General features: G+C 34.0%; 16 protein-coding genes. 13 read left to right on the forward strand and 3 right to left on the reverse strand.

The window, feature by feature from the left end; all coding sequences use genetic code 11:
* Positions 1-16 precede the first annotated feature (16 nt).
* A complete protein-coding gene (locus GCQ56_RS12580; protein ID WP_152734826.1) occupies positions 17-1999 on the reverse strand; it encodes a tetratricopeptide repeat protein in 1983 nt (660 codons plus the stop codon).
* A 168-nt stretch (positions 2000-2167) separates the two neighbouring features.
* On the opposite strand from GCQ56_RS12580, the gene GCQ56_RS12585 reads away from it, so the two are divergent.
* From GCQ56_RS12585 to GCQ56_RS12625, 9 genes are all read left to right on the forward strand, one after another.
* Entirely contained in the window at positions 2168-2878 is a 711-nt protein-coding gene (locus GCQ56_RS12585; protein WP_152734827.1) for an AAA family ATPase, read from the forward strand.
* A 184-nt stretch (positions 2879-3062) separates the two neighbouring features.
* Entirely contained in the window at positions 3063-4274 is a 1212-nt protein-coding gene (locus GCQ56_RS12590; protein ID WP_152734828.1) for an aminopeptidase C, read from the forward strand.
* Between the two features lie 172 nt (positions 4275-4446).
* Positions 4447-5061 carry a porin family protein gene (locus GCQ56_RS12595; protein ID WP_193323779.1) on the forward strand — a complete coding sequence of 205 codons (615 nt, stop codon included), beginning with the start codon at positions 4447-4449 and terminating at the stop codon, positions 5059-5061.
* Positions 5062-5196: 135 nt separating this feature from the next.
* Positions 5197-6384 (forward strand): ATP-binding protein, encoded by a 1188-nt coding sequence (locus tag GCQ56_RS12600; protein ID WP_152734830.1) that lies wholly within the window; start codon positions 5197-5199, stop codon positions 6382-6384.
* A gap of 98 nt (positions 6385-6482) precedes the next feature.
* Entirely contained in the window at positions 6483-8876 is a 2394-nt protein-coding gene (locus GCQ56_RS12605) for an ABC transporter substrate binding protein (RefSeq protein ID WP_152734831.1), read from the forward strand.
* A gap of 31 nt (positions 8877-8907) precedes the next feature.
* Positions 8908-10353 (forward strand): sigma-54 dependent transcriptional regulator, encoded by a 1446-nt coding sequence (locus GCQ56_RS12610; protein ID WP_152734832.1) that lies wholly within the window; start codon positions 8908-8910, stop codon positions 10351-10353.
* Positions 10354-10646: 293 nt separating this feature from the next.
* On the forward strand, positions 10647-11162 hold the full coding sequence (locus GCQ56_RS12615) for an LUD domain-containing protein (RefSeq protein WP_152734833.1): 516 nt from the start codon (positions 10647-10649) through the stop codon (positions 11160-11162).
* Positions 11163-11402: 240 nt separating this feature from the next.
* On the forward strand, positions 11403-13253 hold the full coding sequence (locus GCQ56_RS12620; protein ID WP_193323780.1) for a helix-turn-helix domain-containing protein: 1851 nt from the start codon (positions 11403-11405) through the stop codon (positions 13251-13253).
* 217 nt (positions 13254-13470) lie between these two features.
* A complete protein-coding gene (locus GCQ56_RS12625; protein ID WP_152734835.1) occupies positions 13471-14184 on the forward strand; it encodes a TonB family protein in 714 nt (237 codons plus the stop codon).
* 95 nt (positions 14185-14279) lie between these two features.
* On the opposite strand, the gene GCQ56_RS12630 is transcribed toward GCQ56_RS12625, so the two are convergent.
* A complete protein-coding gene (locus GCQ56_RS12630; RefSeq protein WP_152734836.1) occupies positions 14280-14879 on the reverse strand; it encodes a rubredoxin-like domain-containing protein in 600 nt (199 codons plus the stop codon).
* Between the two features lie 158 nt (positions 14880-15037).
* A complete protein-coding gene (locus GCQ56_RS12635) occupies positions 15038-16717 on the reverse strand; it encodes a hypothetical protein (RefSeq protein ID WP_152734837.1) in 1680 nt (559 codons plus the stop codon).
* 567 nt (positions 16718-17284) lie between these two features.
* On the opposite strand from GCQ56_RS12635, the gene GCQ56_RS12640 reads away from it, so the two are divergent.
* Genes GCQ56_RS12640 through GCQ56_RS12655 form a run of 4 tightly spaced genes read left to right on the forward strand, consistent with a single transcriptional unit; the run spans position 17285 to position 21797 of the window.
* Complete coding sequence (locus GCQ56_RS12640) at positions 17285-17758, forward strand: lactate utilization protein (protein WP_152734838.1); 474 nt, start codon at positions 17285-17287, stop codon at positions 17756-17758.
* Positions 17759-17767: 9 nt separating this feature from the next.
* Positions 17768-19912 (forward strand): L-lactate dehydrogenase (quinone) large subunit LdhH, encoded by a 2145-nt coding sequence (gene ldhH, locus GCQ56_RS12645; protein ID WP_152734839.1) that lies wholly within the window; start codon positions 17768-17770, stop codon positions 19910-19912.
* A 17-nt stretch (positions 19913-19929) separates the two neighbouring features.
* The gene (locus GCQ56_RS12650) at positions 19930-20121 is read left to right on the forward strand and encodes a hypothetical protein (RefSeq protein ID WP_152734840.1); all 192 of its coding nucleotides are present in this window, start codon (positions 19930-19932) and stop codon (positions 20119-20121) included.
* Between the two features lie 17 nt (positions 20122-20138).
* Entirely contained in the window at positions 20139-21797 is a 1659-nt protein-coding gene (locus GCQ56_RS12655; RefSeq protein WP_152734841.1) for an L-lactate permease, read from the forward strand.
* The last annotated feature ends 119 nt before the right edge of the window (positions 21798-21916 follow it).

Raw genomic sequence — 21916 nt, forward strand, 5'->3', positions numbered from 1 at the left:
TAAAGTAATGTTAAGGCTACTCCTTGTTACAATATCGTTTAATAACATTATAGGCATTTGGTAAGCCCAATTCGCCAGCTAAACTTAAATCTTCGTAAGCCAAATCTTTGTTTTCCAATATAAGATATACCAAACCACGGTTGTAATAGGCCTCTTTAAAGTTTGGATCCAACTGAATCACCCAATCGTAATCTACCAAAGCTTTTTTAAGCTGTTTAGATTTGGCATAGGCATTGGCTCTGTTGAATATTGAAAAAGTAAAGGAAGGATCAATTTGAATTGCGCGAGTGTAATCTTTAATTGCACTTCCGTAATCTACAATAACTTCATTATTTCCTTTTTTCTCTTCTGGTCTTAAACTAATAATCGTCTCGTCCGTCGATCCTACCGATTGTATGTAATCTGTCATGGCAACCAGAGCATTGGCTCTGTTGAAATAGGCCAAAGCAAATCCTGGCTCCTTTTCAATAGCTTTACTAAGATCTTCAATTGCATTGTTGTATTTCTTATCCATTAACTGATAAGTTCCTTTATGGAAATATCCTTTTGGATTTTTAGAGTCAATCTGCTCATCCGCAATTTTCAATTGTTTATCTACTAATTTTTTCGGGTATCTTAACTGGCTGTTCGAAAGCGTAAAGGCAGGACTGTAATTCTGTTTTTGATTGTAATGCATGATCGTTTGATCGTAGTATTGAATTTTTCCTGCACGAAGGCTATCCATACTCAAATGAGTAAGATGAAAGTTATCTTCCAGCTCAATACTTACATATTTATCCTGAACACGACCTTTTATGATTTTTTCGGTAAAGGACTCTCTTGAATTTAGGTCGATTAGTTTCTGGAAGTTTTCGGTGGTATCAACAAAGGCAGACATTGCACCTTCATTTTTCATCTTCTTGTACTTCTCAATAATCAGCAATGCCTGGTTTCTATCCTGGATTGCACCTTTGGGATTATTCAATTGACTCTTTACAGAAGCTCTGGCTAAATAAGCCTTGGCAAAATCGGGGTAGATTCTAATTGCAGTACTATAATCGGCAATGGCTCCATAGTAGTCACCAATATCTCTTTTAACAAATCCTCGATTAAAGTAGATCAACATGTTGTCAGGATTCATTTCCAATACACTATTGAAATCATCGATTGCCGAGTTGTAATCACCGATTTCTGATCGTAAGAGAGCTCTATTGTAATAACAATGTGCGTTATTCGGATCAATTTCCAGAACTTTATTGTAATCGTCGAGTGTGGCTTGTAGATTTTTTAGTTCGTAGTTGGCAAAACCCCTGCTCATTAATACCCTGGTATTTTTAGGATCAATTTTTAAGGCACGATTGTAATCCATAATCGCTTCGTCGTATTCTTTTTTCTTAAATTTTAGATAGCCTCTATTTCCAAAAGCATTAGACGAAAAGTTGTTTAATTGAATTGCCTTATTGCAATCCTGAATTGCCCCATCGGTATCATCTAAATGGTCACGAACCAGTGCTCTGTTTAAGTAGGCACCCATCAATTCCGGATCAATTTGAATTGCTTTTGAGTAGTTTTCGTTGGCTTCCTTGTATTTTTTTAAGGAGAACAAGCTGTTTCCTTTACTAAAATAGATGTCGGCATAATTGGGTTTAAATTCCAATGCCCGATTAAAATCAGCAATAGCTTGCGGGTATTTTTTCAAACTTTGTTTCGCAATCCCTCGATACAAGTAGGCGAAGGTGTAATTGGGATTTAATTCTATGGCTTTGGTGTAATCTACAATGGCTCCGTTAAAATCTTCCAGATACGATTTGGCTAACCCCCTGAAAAAGTAGGGCTCAGGAAGATAAGGTTTAACACGAATGATATCATTGAATTTGGTTATTGCTTCGGTATAATCATCAAAATAAATGGCATTTCGTCCTTTATCGAATATATTGTTTGTGTTAAGCTGAGCCTTAAGTTGCACAGAGGAAATAGACAATGTAAATCCTAAGACTAAGAATATAAGTAACGCGCGCATTTGATTTTTTTTAGGGTGAGGCATAATTTTCGAATACAAATTTATAAAATTAATATTTCCTTCTTTTAATAATCACTCTATATAACAAAAAGTGAGCCTTTCTATTTTCATATCTTCTTAAAAAATCTTAAATTATATAGAAAGAAATTAACGAATTAGGAGGTGAATATGGACAATATTTTATTGAAATATATGGAAAAGCGGTACGAGTCTAAAATCATTGATCCTAAAAGGGAAATGTTTTGCGAAGGACCGGTTGTAACCATTTCTCGGGAATGTGGTTGTACTGCTATTAATATTGCGAATATGATGGCAGAAAAATTAAGCCACAAAACAGGAAAGAAATGGAATTGTTTAACCAAGGAGATTTTGGAGCGTTCTGCCCGGGAGTTAAATTTAGATCCTGCAAAACTTGAATATGTATTTAATTCTAAGGAGAAATCTACCTGGGATGAAATTTTGGGTGCTTTGTCGAGTAAGTACTATCATAGTGACAGAAAGATTAAGAAAACAATTGCTGAGGTTGTGAAATCTTTCGCTTGCAAAGGCAACTGCATTATTATCGGTAGAGGTGGGGTTGTGCTTACTAATGATATTGAAAGATCTTTTCATATAAAATTGCAAGCACCATTGGAATGGAGAGCTACACAATTGCAGAAAATTTACAAGTTGAGCATGGATGAAATGATCAAATATGCAAATGATATAGATAAGAAAAGAGAGATCCTTAGGAATTACTTTAATAAGGAACCTCTTCCGAATACCGTTTTTGATGTCATTTTTAATTCAAAGCAAATTACCGATGAACAAATTGTTGACGCTAGCATTTCTTTAATGGAGAAAAAAGGAGTTTTGGGAAAACAAATTGTTATGGGTTGATCGGTGTATTTTTAGATTTATAAGGAGGTTTAGCAAAGCTAAACCTCCTTTTTTAATGGGATAGAACGAGAAAAGATATCCGTTTATCGAAAATACGATGGAAACTGAGGAAAATCGTTGTCTGAGATATTGATTTTACTATTTTTGCAACCGTTTGAATAGATTTTATAAATAGCAACAAGCAATGAAAATAAAGTTCCTAAGTATTGGGCTTTTGGCTGCCGGTTTACTATTATCCGGTTCAGTAGAAGCAAAGAAAAAAGAGAAGAAAGAAAAAGAGTCGTATCAGTTTTCTGATATCAAAAGATTACCAGCTACTTCGGTAAAAGATCAGCACAGATCTGGTACTTGTTGGTCATTTTCTGGTTTGTCTTTTATCGAGTCAGAAATGATGAGAATGGGTAAGCCAGAGGTGGATTTATCGGAAATGTTCGTCGTGTACAATTGTTATTCGGATAAAGCAATTAAGCATGTTCGAATGAACGGACATTTTAATTTTGGTGGCGGTGGAGCATTTCACGATGTTACTTATGTGTTGAAAAACTATGGAATCGTTCCTGAGAATGTTTACGAAGGATTAAACTATGGTGAGTCTGGACATACTCATGGTGAGTTAGATGCGATATTGAAAGATTACGTTACTGCAGTTATTAAGAATAAAAACCGCAAGATTACACCGGTATGGCACAAAGGTTTCGATGGTGTGTTGGATGCTTATTTAGGCGAAACTCCAGAGAAATTTGAATATGAAGGAAAAGAGTATACTCCAAAATCATTTGCGAAGGATTTTGTTGGCGTAAATGCTGATGATTATATCGAAATTTCTTCTTACACTCACCACCCATTCTATGAAAAATTCATTATCGAAGTACCAGATAACTGGTTGTGGGATGAGGTTTACAATGTTCCAATGAATGAAATGATGCAGATTATGGAAGATGCAATCATGAAAGGTTATTCAATTGGTTGGGCTTCGGACGTAAGTGAAAAAGGATTCATGTACAGAAAAGGTATTGCTATTGTTCCAGATGCAACTACAAAGAACATGAGTGATTCTGAGATTTCAAAATGGGAATCTTTATCAAAGGACGAAAAAGATGCTAAGCTTAAAGGTGAAGCTGGACCTGTAAAGGAAAAGGTTATTACTCAGGAGATGCGTCAGATTGCTTTTGACAATTATACTACAACAGATGATCATGGAATGCACATGGTTGGTATTGCTAAAGATCAGCAAGACAACAAGTATTTTATCGTGAAAAACTCATGGGCTGATGATAGCAACAAATATGATGGATATTTTTATGCATCTTTCCCATTTGTAGCTTATAAAACAATGTCATTCATGATTCACAAAGATGCATTGTCTAAAGAAATGAAAGAGAAATTAGGATTGTAATTCCAACTCAATTTGATATAAAGCCCGACTTATGTTCGGGCTTTTTTTTGCGCTAAACTTTCATTGTAGGAATCAAGTGTACTAATTTTTCTTATTAATAGCATTAAATTAATGATGAATGAGAAAAAAAAGCACTAAATTAGAGGATCTAAAATTTGAAAATAATTTAACTATGAAAAAACTTATTTTATCTGCAGTTATATGCTTGTTCTCTACAGCATTATTCGCACAATTGTCTTCACCAATAAGTCTTGGTGTACATGCGGGTTTGGTTAGTACAAAAGCTGATACTGATATGGGTGGATTATCAGGAATTAAAGAAAAAGCTGATAATGGAATGATGATTGGAGCATTCTTAAGAGTTAATTTAAACAAATGGTACTTGCAGCCTGAATTGAATTATGTTTCTCGAAAGACAAAGGTTGAACAGAACTTTAATTTTGATGAATTATCAAGTGCAACGGGTAAATTTACTACCACAGTTAAAACAAAAAGTATTGATGTGCCAATTTTATTAGGATATAAGATTGTAAAATTACCTGCTTTTAAATTGAGAGCATTTGCAGGACCTGTAGCTTCATTTAAAATTGATGATAGCGTTAAAAGTACAGTTGATGGTGCCATTGAAAGTGATTTTAAAGGAGCTGTTTGGAACGGTAAATTTGGTGCTGGTATCGATGTGTGGAAATTAACTTTAGATGTTGATTATGAAGTTGGATTTTCTGACGTTGCTGATCAGTTAAAACAAAACATGGTGAATGTAACTTTAGGATTTAAGTTATTCTAAAGAGTAATAATAATATAGAAAGACTGTCAATATGAATTGATGGTCTTTTTTTTGCCATAATTCGTCGAAATTTTCTTTATTTAACAGTTTAAAGAAATAAATTTGTGTCAAAATCAACCAGCTAAAAATTACAGCATGATATTATCCATCGATTCAAAAGTGAATTTGCTTAAGAGTTTAGATTTTATGGCGGATCAAAAAGAGGAGGTATTCCACTTTTTAGCTAGCTTGGTTGATGAAATAGAGGTTTTATCAGAACAAACCATTTTTGAGAAAGGTGATGATGGCGGAGCTGTATATATTATTGTAGAAGGATGCATTCAGATTCATGATCAAGGACACGTTTTTATTGAATTGGAAAAAGGGAGAACCTTTGGAGAATATGCCTTAATCAATACTCAAAGCAGATCGGCTTCAGCTACTGCCAAAACAAATTCAATATTACTTCAATGCACTCAAAATCAACTCAAAAAAGTTGAAGAAAAGTTTGATGTGAAAATAATTGATTCTATTCTCATTCCACTTCAAAATATGAGAAAAAGAATGGTGGTTAAGGATCTTTTGGAGGAGGAGCTAACCAGACAAAAGGTAATGATTGAAAAACAAAGGGAGGAATTGGAATTGTTGAATGCTACAAAGGACAAATTCTTTTCAATTATAGCTCATGACCTGAAAAATCCTTTTGCATCATTAATAGGAGCTTCTGATTATCTGGTTAATAGCTCCGATGAATTGTCAGCCGAACAGTTGAAAAACTTCCTAGCCATAATTAATAATTCTGCTAGAAATGGATACCGTCTGCTTGAAAATTTGCTGGAATGGTCTAGAATGCAAACCGGTAAAATTGCCTGGAAACCGCAGGAGGTGGATTTATGGAATTTGGTGAATGAGGTGGTGAATCTTCTAACTGGTAGTGCAGAAAATAAGAACATTTGCCTGGAAGCTAAAGTTGACGAAAATTTAACTGCTTTTGTTGATCCTAATATGATCAATACCGTGGTGAGAAACCTGGTATCCAATGCTATAAAATTTACCCCAACAGGTGGCAAAATTGTTGTATCCTCCAATAAAAGAGATGATCTTTTAGAGATATCGGTATCTGATAGCGGCATTGGAATGAGTCATGATAAAATTGAGAAGCTGTTTCGAATTGATGAACAGGTGGTTCAAAATGGGACTGAAAACGAAACAGGAACAGGCTTAGGCCTAATTTTATGCAAGGAGTTTGTGGAGCAGCACAAGGGTGAAATCATCGTTAAAAGCGAAGTAAATCAAGGTAGTACTTTCACTTTCACACTTCCAATTTCTGATACCAAAGAATAACATCTTTAAAACCTTTCACGTAACATCTTGTTGGATGTAAGAATTGCCCGATTTTCATTTATTTTAGGGAATTAATATTTTCTTCAACATGGTGTGATATGAGATATCTAAAGTTTGCAGTTTTATTCCTTATCCTTTTTTGTTTTTTTGATGCTTTTTCAGGTAATCGAAAAAAGGTGCTCGTATTGCACTCCTATCATCATGGATTGCGTTGGACCGATAATGTAAATCGAGGTATTCGGGAGGTTATGGACTCACTTGGAAATAGGGTTGAGTTGGACTATGAATATCTCGATACCAAAAGAAATCCTTCCGATGAATATTTACAGAAGATCATAGAATTATACGATCTGAAATTACAAAGAGAAAAGTATGATGCTATAATTGTTTCTGATAACAACGCTTTGTCCTTTGTGAAAAATCACGGACAAAAATACTTTAATAAAACACCAATTGTTTTTTGTGGGATCAATCATTTTAAAGATGAAATGATTGAAGGAATTAATAACATAACTGGAGTCGCTGAGGAAGTGGATTGGGATGGTGTGATAAATCTGATTTTAAAAACTCGACCAAGTACCCAAAAACTGGTTGTAATAAATGATAATAAAACTACAACTGCGAAATTAAACAAGCTGTTAATGCTTGAATTGGAGAAAAAATATCAAGGTATACTTGATTTTGTTTATTTTGAAGATTTGGGAATTGATGAACTGGTTGATAATGTCCAAAAAATAAAAGGAGATACCTCTATATTACTGTTGACATTTAATAAGGATAAAGATGGGAAATTTATAAGTTTTCAGGATAATTTGGACTTGTTAATACCTAAAAGTAAGGTACCTGTGTTTATAGCCTGGGCTTTTTACATTAACGATGGAGTAATAGGAGGTAAGGTTGTTGATGGAAGTTATCATGGTAAAATGGCTGCTCGTATGATTGCCAAAATTCTTAATGGAACTCCTGCAGATTCAATTCTTATTTATCGAGAGCCATTGGATCAGTATGTGGTTAATTACAATGAAATTGAGCGATTCGATATTGATAAAGATGTTCTTCCTGAAGGCACATTTTTAATGAATTCACCAAAATCATTCTATGGCGAGAATAAAGAATGGATTCATATTGTTACGGGGATTATCTTGCTAGCAACAATAATCATTTTGGTTTTGTCGAGAGCCATTATACGTAGAATTAAGGCTGAGAGGGCTTTAATACTGGAACAAGACAGGTTGAAAATATCGGTGAAACATGAACGTTTGTTAGGTATTATTGGACGACTGTTGAACGCCTCTTCCGATTTTAAAAATGTGTTAGATGATGTATTAAAACTAATGACTGAGGAATTGAATGTTGCTAGAATTAGTTTGTATTCATTGCATAGTTCGGGAGATTCAGCTGTGAAAATAAAGAGTAGAGTATCTACAAAAGGAAAGACCATTAAGGATGTAGATCAGTTTTATTTTTCGGAATTGAAAGAGATAATATCAAGGTTACAATTGAATCGGAGTATTGTTTCCAATGATTTGTTGAATCTGGAACAAAAAGAGCAGGAGTATTACAAAAAAAGGAATATAAAAGCTGTTGTGATATTGCCTGTGATGGTGGAAAATAAGGTAGTGGGATTGATGGGGTTCTCTCAAACAAATGCTCACAATTGGTCAAGAGATGAAATTTCAGTTTTCTTTTCAACAGTAAATATGATTGCAAATGCCTGGGAGCGTAATTCCTTAATGGATGCCAGGATTGAGGCGGAACAGAAAAATGTTGAAGCTCTTCGTATGTTGGAGGAATCTTCAAAATTGGCGTCTATTGGTGTGATGGCTGCTGGAATTACACATGAAATTAATCAACCTTTAAATGCAATAAAAATTACTGCTGACAGTGTTCTGTTTTGGCAGAAAAGGAATCCTGGAGCCTTACCTGAAATGTTTACCCGTAAGATTAAAACCATTTCAGAAGGAACTTCGCGAATAGATTCCATTATTAAACACATGAGAACTTTTTGGGAAAAACCTCAGAACATTTCATCAGAAACGGTTGATATGGTTGATGCTGTAAAAAGTTCCTTGTCCATGGTAAAAAGACAGGTGTATGATCATAGCATTGATCTGGTTCATGAAATGCCAAATTCAAAAATTCTGGTTTTTGCCAATTACATTCAATTTGAACAAATTGTTGTTAATTTAATTGTGAATTCCATTCATTCTCTGGATAAGGTTAAAAGAGATAATAAGCTGATCAGAATTAAGGTTAGAACCGATGATAGTAATGGAATTTTAGAGATTCACGATAACGGAACTGGAATACAGGAGGAAATTCAGGAAAAAATTTACGATCCTTTGTTTACTACAAAAGATGCGGGAGTTGGAAGCGGTCTTGGAATGGCAATTGTAAAGTCATTTATAGATAAGTTTCAGGGAGAAATCTCCAACCACAATAATGAAGAAGGTGGAGCAAGTTTTATATTAAAATTTAAATTGCAGGAATAATAATTCCAGACAATTCACAATATCTGTTTTTATGAAGATACTTATTGTTGATGATGATAGATCAAGTGGAGCTGCAGTGGCAGAATTCATTGAAGAACAATTGGGACACGAAATAAGCTTGTGTCACACTGGTGAGGATGCATATGCGCTCATTCAGGAAATGGATTTTCGTATGGTAATTTCCGATATGAGAATGCCAGGGATGTCGGGCATTGATCTTCTTAAGAAGATTAAGAACATGCCGAATGGAGTATCGATTGAGGTGGTAATTATGACCGGATTTGGAGACATGGAAACTTCAATAGAAGCATTACGCAATGGTGCCTACGATTATTTATTGAAACCTGTGAACATCGAAGAATTGGCACTTTTGGTTGAAAGAGTAGCTGAAAATATACGCCTGAAAGAAGAAAACAGAGATTTAAAAGAAAACTTTAATCGTGAAATTTCATCCGTAAAAAAGGAGGAAGCGGAACGAATCAATTATTATGAGACAACTATTCGTGAAATTACCAGTGTAGGTAAAATTGGTGTCTTTTCAGATGCTATGAGAGGTGTTGTGCGAATGGCTGAGCAATTTCATGAAGATAGATCGGTACCTGTTCTTATCGAAGGAGAAACAGGAACAGGTAAAGAGGTAATGGCACGTTTGGTTCATTTTGGCAAAGAGGCTGAAGTTCTTCAACCATTCATCTCCATAAACTGTTCGGCAATTTCCCATACATTATTCGAGAGTGAGCTTTTTGGATATGAGGAGGGTGCGTTTACCGGTGCTAAAAAAGAAGGAAAGCCAGGAAAACTCGAATTGGCTCAGGGAGGAAGCTTATTTTTAGACGAAATTGGTGAAATGCCGTTAGATATGCAACCTAAACTTTTAAGAGTTTTGCAGCAACGTGAAATGTATAGAGTGGGAGGTAGCAAGCCGATAGAGTTGGATGTTCGAATTATTTGTGCGACGAATCGAAATTTGAAAGAAATGGTAGGAGAAAAATCCTTCCGAAGCGATTTGTACTATAGATTGAATACAGGAAGACTTTATATTCCCTCATTACGGGAGAGAAAAGAAGCTATTTTATCATTCTCACAAATATTTTTAGATCAATATGCCAAAAAAAGAGGACGTAAATTTAAGTTTATTAGTAAAGAAGCTAAAAGGTTATTACAAAATTACGATTGGCCAGGTAATATCAGAGAATTGAAAAACACCATTGAGCGTGCAACTTTACTTTTTAATGATTTAGAATTGCAGGTAGATCACATTCGATTTTTACAAAGCGATGAGGAGGATATTAATACTGGTGATCAACCCTTGACTCCTGGCAGAATTGTTTTACCTGATAATGAATTACATATTGAACAATTGGAATTGGAAATTGTAAGGAAAGCATTAAAAAAGTTTGATAATAATAAATCAAAAACAGCGGAATATTTGGGCATTACCCGAAGTGCACTTCGAAGTAGAATGAATAAATTATAGTTTTTTTAAGTTTACTTAAAGTGTGAAATTTTTCCCCAATCGGGGATTTTTGTCACACCCAAAAACACACTATTTTGGTGCAGTTTTGCTCACTTGTGCACTTTAGCCTGTAGAACTTATTAAATTGTGCAAAATTGAACAGTTTGATGCCAATATTTGATGATTGCTTGTGAAGTGTAATGTGTACATTATTAGCGACATAGTATTCTTTTTAATTTCTTAACTTTTTTAATCATTGTTTGGCATTTCTTTTGCCCTTTAGATGGTAGTTTTTAATTAAAAATCTAGAAGGTATGGAAGTTAGAACTTATACGCAAAATCAGAATTTATTCTCAACAGAGAACAGGAGAGACCTTTTGGATTCATTTTTATCGAATTCAAATCAAATAGGAAACGACTCTCTTAAAGCTGATCTTAATCTTTTTAAAGAGGCTGCCAATAAGAAAAATGTGCAATTTGAATTTGTTCGATTGAATAGTTTTAATTTAAACAAGAAATCATTTGACATTAGTAATGCACGTAATGCTCTTTTAGAAGCCGAATATGCAATTGCTGATTCCGGAAAATTGGTAATAGATACTCGGGATTCAGACGAGTTGCTCACCGTATTTTTAGCTGAAACCTTACACATTATCGTTCCTGCAAGTAAAATACTTCATTCCATGGACGATTTAGAGATGATTAAAGGAAAATCGGCTATTGATATTGGAAGAGGAGTGCTTAGTTTAAGTGCCACTGGAATTAATGATGAATTGAGTTTTTCTCCAAAAGCAGTAAAAACAATGGTATATGTAATTGAAGATTTGTAATTTTTTTACTAAATATATGCAAACCTCCTTTCAATTGATTGGAGGTTTTTTTATGCCAATGGATTAGATTGTTGTATGAATCTAAGTGCTTGTTAAGTGGCTTGTATTGAAGTTTTTATGTTGTCTATTCTTTGTTTAGGTTTGATTTTTTTTGTATCTTAAATAGTCATGTGAAAATTATTTTTGATGGTGAGTTGATTGTTGTTATTGTATTTGGAAAACATGTTGAATGATGGTTCCATGGATCGGGTATTTCTTGAAAAATTGACACAAATTATAGATAGAAATCTGACAAACGAACAATTTGGAGTGAAGGAATTGTCCAATGAAATGGGCATGAGTCGTTCACAGATTCATCGTAAATTGAAAAAGATCTATCAGAAATCCATTAGCCAGTATATTCGTGAAATTCGACTTAAAAAGGCACAAAATTTACTACAACAAAAGGTCGCTACAGTTTCTGAAATATCATATAAAGTTGGTTTCGGAAGTCCTACCTATTTCAGTAAATGTTATCACGATTATTATGGTTATCCTCCAGGAGAAGAGGAGAAAAAAAATATCGAAAATAAGAATCAGGTTTTTGAACAGAGGAAATCAAAACGTTTTTTCCATATGTACATACTTGCCACCTTAGGTATTCTTTTTATTGTCTCATTTATCTATTTTGTAATACCTCAAATAAAAGGAGAAAGCTCGAATAAAGGTAGATTTATGGATAAGTCGATTGCAGTACTTCCATTTAAGTGTTTAAGTGATGATAGTAACAACCTTTATTTTGCCAACGGAATGATGGAAGAGATTCTTAATCGATTATCTCAAGTTCATGAACTGAAGGTTATTTCAAGGATATCTTCCGAACAATATAAGGGAAGTGCGAAATCTCTTCCGCAAATAGCCAAAGAACTGGATGTAGCATTTGTCTTAGAAGGAAGTATTCAGAAATATGAGAATAAGGCAAGGATTTTTGTTCAACTAATTGAGGCACCAAAAGATCAACATATTTGGTCCAATAAATATGATGTTAGTTTTGAGAATTTATTGTCAGTACAGTCTAAAATTGCTAAAAAAGTAGCATCAGAAATGGAAGCTGTTTTATCTCCTGAAGAACTAAGACAAATTGAGAAGATACAAACCAATAATTTGGAAGCATACAACTTGTATTTAAAGGGACGTTTTTTTTGGAATAGAAGAACGAAAGAGGATGTTACAACCAGTATCAAATATTTTCAACAAAGCATAGAGCAAGATTCATCTTACGCATTGGCTTATTCTGGTATGGCAGATGCTTATTTTATTCTTTCTTGTTGGAAATGGTATCCAGAGAAGGAAGGATTCAAAAAAGCAAGAGAGTATGCATTAAAGGCCTTAAGTATTGATGAAAATCTTGCTGAAGCACATGCCACCTTAGGAGGTATAGCATATTGGTCTGATTGGAATTGGGAAGAAGCAGGAAAAGAATACAAACGTGCGATTGAATTGAATAATAATTATGCTACCGCTCATCAATGGTACGCTGAACATTTGAGTGCTGTTGGCAAATTACATGAAGCCATTCAAGAGATTAATAAAGCCAGAGAATTAGATCCATTGTCTATGATGATGTATAATGCTAGTGGCTGTTATTATTATCAGGTTGGAGAATATGAAAAGGCCCTTGATTTTCATCAAACTGCATTGGAAATGAATGAAAAGTTCAGATACACTCATATTGATATTTTTTATATTTATTTGAGGCAAGGGAGAGATAAAGAAGCTGTATTGGAACTTAAGAAATATTTGGAGAAAGATACTTTTGATAGAAAACATATTCCATCAATGGAACTTGCTTTTGAAAAATCGGGAATAAATGGAGTACTAATTTGGTTAATTGAATTGCAGTTAGAAAAAAATGCTCCAGAACCTTATTTTATTGCTGAATTGTATGCCAAGCTTGGGAAAAAAGAAAAAGCTTTGGATTGGTTAGAAATTGCTTTTGAAGCTAAAGTGTGTTTACTATTAATTCGACTCAAAAAAGATCATAATTTAGAAAATCTTCATTCAGAACCTAGATACAAAGCTTTGTTAGCAAAAATGAGATTGGACAATTAGTGTATTCATTTTTTCGCTTACAACATACCTTAAATGTTTTGCAAGTAAATTTAAAGTCTGCAACATACCTTCAATTCCTTAAAATTAATGTTAATATCATAGAGATATAGTTACTAGCAGCTTCCCCTTTTTCAGAGTAATTTTAATATTGCGCGTGAATAAGTTGGATATCCTATTTCTGTTAAAGAATTACTCATGATTATTAAAAGTTATTGATATGAAAGCAATGGTAATTTTCGTACTGTTCTTGTTTGTAGGATTTTTAACTACAGCTCAGGATATGTCGAAATCAAAAATGTTGAAAGGAGTAGAAGTTAAACCTCCTTTATTTACAGGAATTAAGGGAACTGTAGATGTTATTAAAGCTACTGACTTTGGTTCTATTTATGATTATTTAAGTGAAAAAACTCAATATCCGGATAATTTTATAAAAAGAATAACTGAAGGAACAGCCATTATTCAATTTACAGTTTTTCCAAATGGTAATTTAGGAGATTTTCAGATTGTTAATAGTGTTTCTGATGAAATTGATAGAGAAGTGATAAGGGTATTGGAATCAACAAATGGAATGTGGATACCTGGCAAAAACAATGGGAATTCGGTTGAAATGCAAAGGGAGGTTTCGGTCACTTTTATGCGTGATGGATCAAATCATCTACAATTGGCTCATAAATATTATAAACGATCGAACAAGAAATTAATGAAGAATAAACCAAAGAGAGCTTTGCGTTTTGTGAATTATGCAATGGTTTATCAACCATATAGCGATGCTCTTTTGTTTTTAAGAGCCAGAACTCATTTAGAATTAGGTAATTCAGATAATGCTTGTCAGGATTTTAATCGAATGAAGGCTTTAGGTTACGATTACATTGATGGTTATTTGAAAGAATATTGCGAAATTGACAAATTGGCTTTAGTAAAAAGAGATTAATCAGATTTATTTATAATAACAAAGGACTATTAGCGTGATAGTCCTTTGTTAATCTAATAGTTTTGTCAATTTTATATTTAAACGAGAGGAATACATTAAAACTTTTTACCCCAAATTTTAACAGCGCCACCCATACCAATATTCATCAATCTTTTACCGGCATGTCCAAGTATTATTCCGCAAATAAGAGCAACTGTTCCACAAATTAGTAACAAGATCTTCGATTGCAGATCGTCTATCCCTTTCCAGGCTAAAAAAGGAGTGAAGACAGATGCAATAAGCATTACCACACTATAAATGATTTTCTTTTTCAGGATAGGAGTAGTAACAGATTTAAATCTCAATTTACCATCAATCATTCCACTAACAAATGCACCAACTACAGTAAAAGGAAAAATAACAGCTGAGAATTTTGCAGTACCTAACAATATTTCCGGATGAAAATTAGGAAAGAAAAGGTTGATTAATAAAGCTTGTAGGGTGAATACCAGTGTTGTTTGAGGAAAATGAACTGCAATAGGGTGTAAATCTAAATGTAGAATTTTACTACGCCCTGGAGACATTCTTTCCTTGTATTGTTCAAAAACTTTTCTGGGTAAACCACAAGCAGGGCAAACATCTTCAAGTTCGCTTTCTTTCATTACATAGCCGCAGGGCTTGCAGATATATAGCTTTTCTTCTTGTTTTTCTTTCATTCGATTAAGTTGTTAAAGGTTATAGAGATCATAAACTTAACAAATTGCCCTAAAAATCAGATTTAAAAAATAAGGAAATTTTATTGGAATTAGTATAAATTATCAACCTTATAAATTTATCTTTTCCTAATCTGTCTAAATTAAGTATTGAGGACATTCTAGAGTGTAATTTTAATATTGTTTACCCAAATCTGCTCTCTGTCACCGTTGTTTTTAAATGATTTCAACATAAACTCCTTGTCATATGTTATTTTTTGATTGAAGTGCAATTTGCCATTTACAAATACTTTAATTTTTTTCTTCAGATTCACCATTTCTGGAGAAATGTACAATTTGAAAGACATAATGTTTGAGGTGGTAAAATGAAACTCGTTGTGTTGGTATTTGGTAATGATTTTGCCAGATTTATTAGGTAAATTAAATGCAGTTTTGTTTACATTTTTAACAATCAGGCTATCCGAATCGTTGTATTCTAGCCATTTTGTGATTTTAAAATTCAAATTTTTGTGCCATACCTTATTTTGCCCAAGAGTATCTAGTTTTATATCATTTAACCAGTCAATATTTCCATTATTTTCATCGTCAATTTCCCAGTTTAATTCTTCAGGAAAAGGATTTCTACTTCTACTGTTTATGTCATCAAATATTATTTTATAGGCAGGTTCCGATTCATCAAATTCTGGAAACCAATGAGGAAAACCATTGTATCTGTAATCTTTATAATCTGCATTTATTCGTCTACATAAATTACTCAAGCTATCGTTGGCTTCAACCGGATAGTAATAATCCTGATCTGTTGAAAAATTAATAAAAGAACGATTTTTAATGTTCTCGATGAACGTACCTCCGGTGAAAACTTTTGGTTGGGTATTGAATCCAAAAAATCCGGCAAATAGTGTAGGATCTTTCATTATATAGGAGAATGATCCTGTAGCTCCGTTTGAATGTCCTGATATAAAAATCTTATTGTTATCAATATTAATAGCTCTTTTTAGCTGCCTTATAATTTTTGGAATCATAAAGAATCCCTTATCCGACGTCATCCAGTTGTATTCTTTATTGGCTTGTGGAAAAATCAAAATAACATCATTCTCATTCGCATATTTTGTGTAGAATCTATTCCAATATTTTAGATTACTTTTTGTCTGAAATTTAGAGAAAGTGTTATAGTGAACGGCACCATGTAAAAATAGTAAAGCCGAATATTTTTTTTCAGGATTATAATTTTTTGGAAGGTGAACGAAATACGAGGATGTTAGAGTATCATTTATTTTTAAGGATAAGGAGTAATCCTGTTTTAATTTATTTTTATATGGGTTAGATTCCTTTATATGATTATATATTTTTGCAGCTGATAAATTCTTAGGGTATTCCACTTTATTGACATCGAAAAATTCCTTCTCGCTACTATAAAGTTCTTCAAAGAAGGTTTTCTGTTTGATTATAGCTTTTTTTTCCAAATATTTCCAGCGGGGATGATTCAGTAAATTTTTATAGTCATCCTTAGCATATTCTCCAATGATATAATCCCAGCCAGGATAACCTTCTTCATCTTCAATTAGTTCCGATAATGGTTTCAGAAATTTAAAAGCGATGTCGAAATTCATTAAATCATTTGCCAATAAACTTGCATTATACAATGTCCTATCATTAATGCTGTCAGAATAATTATCGTAAGCTTTTTCATATAAAAGAAGAGCTTTTTTAAGTTGTAAACTATCCTTTTTGTTTTGATTACATTCTTTAGCTTTTGCAATTAAATCAGAATAGCATTCTTGAGCTTTTCCAGCAAAACAAAAACAGATTAGAATAGCGATTAGTAAACTCGTTTTTTTCATCAATGAATAATATTTGGAATTATTATTATTAAAATCAGCGTTCTCATTTAGATCTAAAAAAATGCAGATTAGTATCCAAATAATATAAACTGAAGATGCTTATTTTCGAACTTTAAAGATATCATATCAATTGAACATTAAAAATAATTAGGTGAACTTAATACAGTAGTAATAATTCTTTATTAAATCTATTGTGGTATTTTTAAAAGGCATTTTGTAGAAGTGAATACTATCCAATTTTTTAAGATGTAACGTTATTTAATATTGATTTCTCATTTGTGAATATTATCTCAGTTAATGTAATAAATTAACTGTGCAAAACTGCACAAATGTTCCAAATCGCACCTCTTTAAATCTTATAATGTTCAAAATTGAACAGAATCGAAATCGATTGAACCAACAACTTTCCGAAAACCTTTGCGCAAGTAACTATGCTGTCCTTCAGTCTCATAAATCTTAGAAAGATTCTAGATAAGAAAGGTGCTGAATTTTTGGCATTCTGCTTGGTTAGGGAGTGAGCAACAATATAGGAACCCATTTATTTAATTCTAACAATAAAGAACTCCAATGAATGATTTAGAACACTTTTTAGAGAAGTCGGCATTAGTAGGAAATGAAAATTTAATCCTATCAACCGAAGAGTTTTCGCAACTGTTAAAAGAAGAGCAATTCGAGTATGTAGATGTACCAAGCTTTAAACTATTAAAAGATATTAGAGCTGGCGAAAAAGGAATTGCAAATGCACTTGTTGAAGTTGATTACGCAATTGCCGAAACCGGTACAGTTGTATTGGATAGTTGCAATGAAAATAAAAGATTGGCTACCTGTCTTGCAGAAAAATTGTTAGCAGTGATTCCATTGAGCAAATTGGTTTCAAGCCTGAACGATGTAGCCGATTTTATTGAAGAACGAACAATGGATGTAGGTGGATATGTAGCCTTTATTACAGGAGCTAGCCGAACAGCAGATATAGAACGTGTACTAACTGTTGGAGTGCACGGACCTAAAGAGATGACAGTTTACATTTTGAATGATTTATAAGAAGCAGCTATGAAAATACATGATCAGATAGAAGAAAAATTGAAGGATGAGGTTTTATACAAAAACCTTAAAAATTTTGCTACTGCTTATAAAGCTTCAAAAGAGAATGCTTATAAGGGAATGGATTTTGAAGCTTTGAGAACACGTGTTCACGATTTAAAAGACAGGGATTTAAATAAAGTAATGCAGCAATTCAACCAGTTTCGCGAGAATGTAGAGAAGCATGGTTGTAAGGTATTTCAGGCTAAAACCGGTGAGGATGCATGTAAATACATTGCTGATGTAATGAAAAAACACAATGCCAAGTATATGGTGAAGTCTAAATCGATGACTTCGGAAGAAATTCTATTGAATCATCACTTGGAAAAAGAAGGATTACAGCCTATCGAGACTGATTTGGGAGAGTGGATTCTTCAATTGGCTAACGAGCATCCATCGCACATGGTAATGCCAGCCATTCACAAAACTCGTCAGCAGGTAGCTAAAATATTCGCCGAATATACTGGCGAAGATGTCGATCCGGAAGATATCAAAGCAATGGTTGAAATTGCACGTCGTTTTTTACGAGATTCTTATTTCAAGTCGGGGGTTGGTATGACTGGGGCAAATGTTGCAGTTGCAAGTACCGGTACCATAGGTTTGGTCACTAACGAGGGAAATGCACGTTTATCGTCAACCGTTCCTCCGGTACATATTGTTTTGGTTGGTTACGAAAAGCTTTGCGACGATTTTAACCAGGCACTGGATATCGTACGTGTGTTGCCAAAGAGTGCAACCGGGCAAACCATTACTTCATATACTACTTGGATTAAGGGTAGAACTCCATCTTATAAAAACGAAGAAGGTATTAAAGAAACGCATTATGTGTTTTTGGATAATGGACGTTTGGCATTTTTCGAACATCCTAAGTTTAAAGAAGCTCTAAAATGCGTTCGTTGTGGTAGTTGCGCTAACATTTGCCCGGCTTACGAAATGGTTGGTGGTCATGTTTATGGCGACAGATACATTGGTTCAATTGGCTTGATTTTAACTGCACTTTATCAAGGTGACGAAGCGGCTAAGGATATTTTGAAGATGTGTATTGGTTGTAGAGCTTGTTCTTTCAATTGTCCATCGGGTATCGACTTGCAAGCCTTAATCTCCGATCTAAAATTGGTAGTAGGGAAAAAGTATGGTATCAATCCTGTAAAGAAGAAGGTATTTAAGAGTTTGGTTGCCAAACCAGATCGAATGAAATCGATGCTTTCTTTAGGAGCGAATTTCCAATTCCCACTAACCAAAACTTGCAAAACCAATAACGAGAAGATAATTGGTACAGTTCCAATGTTGCCGAAGGAAATGGATTTTAGAAAGTTTCCTGCTTTAGCATCTAAAACTTTTAGTAAGCGATTTTATAAAGATGGATACGATCAGTTTTCATCTGATAGAAAGGTATTTTTCTATCCAGGATGCGCCATTGAGTATTTCTATCCAGAAATGGGATTGGCTATGATAAAATTATTACAAAAAAGCGGTATTCAGGTTGATATTCCTAAGAAAGCAGCTTGTTGTGGTATTCCTGCAATTGCTTCGGGTGATCCCGATAATGCAAAAAGCATGATATACAATACAATTGATAATCTGCAGGGACCTAAGGATTACGAGGCATTACTAGTTCTTTGTCCAACATGTGGTGGAGCCATTAAACATGAGTTTTTAGATTTCACCAAGGAAGATCCAAACAGATACAAGAAAGCTTCGATGTTAGGTGATATGGTAACGCCAATCGGTAAGTTTTTAGAAGATAATAATATCAAGTTTAAAGTAAAAGGAAACAAAAAAGTGACTTACCATACTCCATGTCACGATTCCAGATCATTAGATTATTCTGCCGAATCATTCCTTTCTAATTTAATAGGCAAGCAGTTTATTCCACTTACCGATAGCAATGTGTGTTGTGGTTTTGGTGGCACTTACTCTCTTGATTTTGCAAGCATATCCAACGGAATTTTAAACAAGAAGATTGAAAACATTCAGGCTAGCGAGGCTGAGTTGTTGGTAACCGATTGTCCGGGATGTGTAATGCAAATTAATGGCGGTTTAATGCACGAAAAAGTACCTGTTAAGGTCTTGCATTTAACCGAATTCATCGAAAATCACCTGGAACTTATATAACAATTAAAATTCAGAATATGGACTTCAAAAATAATAGAATAAGCATAGAAGAAAGTTTAAAAGACTTAAGACAAAAGCTTACTGCTTTAGATGTATTGATGCATAATAATGCACTGCTTGGAGATCCTGTTAAGAATAGTGATTCTGTTCTAAAAAACTATAGTAAATCTAACCCATTTACTTCAATTGATAAATCAATTACGAATTAAAACCTAAACTATTTTTTATGAATGCATTATTAGCTTTTTCACCAATTTTATTAACCATCATTCTGATGGTTGGCTTCAACTGGGGAGCCAAAAAGGCTTTACCATTATCTCTGCTTTTAGCTGTAGTGGTAGCCTTTGGTGTTTGGAAAATCGATATTCACCACATACTTGGATATTCTGTATTTGGCTTTTTAAAAGCAATGGACATCCTAATCATTATTTTTGGAGCAATCCTTATTTTGAATACTATGAAATTATCGGGGGCGATGACTACCATTAATAACGGATTTAATGGTATTACCAACGATAGGCGGATACAAGCCATTATAATTGGTTTCATGTTTGGAGCGTTTATTGAAGGTGCTGCTGGTTTTGGAACTCCTGCTGCATTGGCTGGTCCACTATTGGTAGGACTTGGATTTCCTCCTTTGGCGGCGGCAATGGTTGCACTTATTTTTAACTCGGTACCTGTACCTTATGGTGCTGTTGGTACACCAATTAGTGGAGGAGCGATGGTAACTCTCGAGCAGAATCTTGCTGATGTAGCTGCCAATCCTGAGATTTTTAAAATGGCTCTTACAAAATGGATTGCCATTCCAAATGCCTTGGTCGGAATTTTTATTCCATTGTTGGGTATCATGATCATGACCAAATTTTTTGGTAAAGAGAAATCGATTAAACCAGCTCTGGCAGCAGCTCCTTTTGCAATTTTTGCAGGTTTGGCTTTTGGTATTCCTTACGTTTTAATTGCTTCAACTTTAGGTCCTGATCTACCTTCATTATTGGGTGCATTTATTGGTTTGGGTATTGTGATTTTTGCAGCTAAAAAAGGATTTTTGGTTCCAAAGAAATCATGGGATTTTCCTCCAAAATCAGAGTGGGAGAAAAGCTGGTTATCTAACGATTCAACAGGTGATACAGGTGAGGCAAAAATGGGCTTGGTAAAAGCGTGGATGCCTTACGTATTAATTGCAATTATATTGGTTGTTACTCGTATTCCTTCTTTAGGATTAAAAGGATGGTTAGCGGCGCAAACCGTTACTCTATCTAATGTTTTGGGTATCGAAGGATTGACTTATGTGCTGAAATGGGCTTATCTTCCTGGAACAATTCCATTTATTTTGGTTGCTGTAATTACCAATTTTATGCATAAAATGAATGGCAAGCAAGTAATTGCTTCATGGAAAACTACTTTTAAGCAAATTAGTGGCGCTGCGATTGCACTTTTTGCAGGTGTTGCAATGGTTCAGTTAATGTTAAAATCGGGAACGAATGGTGCTGGCTTGGATAGTATGCTTACTACTATGGCTACTGCTATTGCAGATCTTTCAGGTAATGCTTATCCTGTTATTGCACCAATAGTTGGAGTATTGGGATCTTTTATGTCGGGATCGGCAACTGTTTCTAATTTGTTATTTGCTTCATTACAATTCGAAACGGCAACTATTTTAGGTATTCCTCAGGTGTTAATCGTTGCAGTACAGACTATTGGCGCTGCATTAGGAAACATGATTTGTGTAAATAATGTAGTGGCAGTTTGTGCAACAGTAGGTTGCATTGGTGCCGAAGGTACAATTATCAGACGTAACGCAATTCCTGCATTTATATACTATTTATTGGTAATGATTGTGGTTGTAGTATTAATATCTACAGGATTTAATCCATTGCCGTTATAATATAACTTGCCAAATATTCAATAACTTGGATATTTGGCATTTTTATAAAGAGTAAAAAACGTACATTTGTCATACAAGTTACCAATTTATTTGTTTGATTAGAATAAAACCCAACAAAA

The organism is Marinifilum sp. N1E240, from assembly GCF_009295825.1.
Lineage (GTDB): Bacteria > Bacteroidota > Bacteroidia > Bacteroidales > Marinifilaceae > Marinifilum_A > Marinifilum_A sediminis.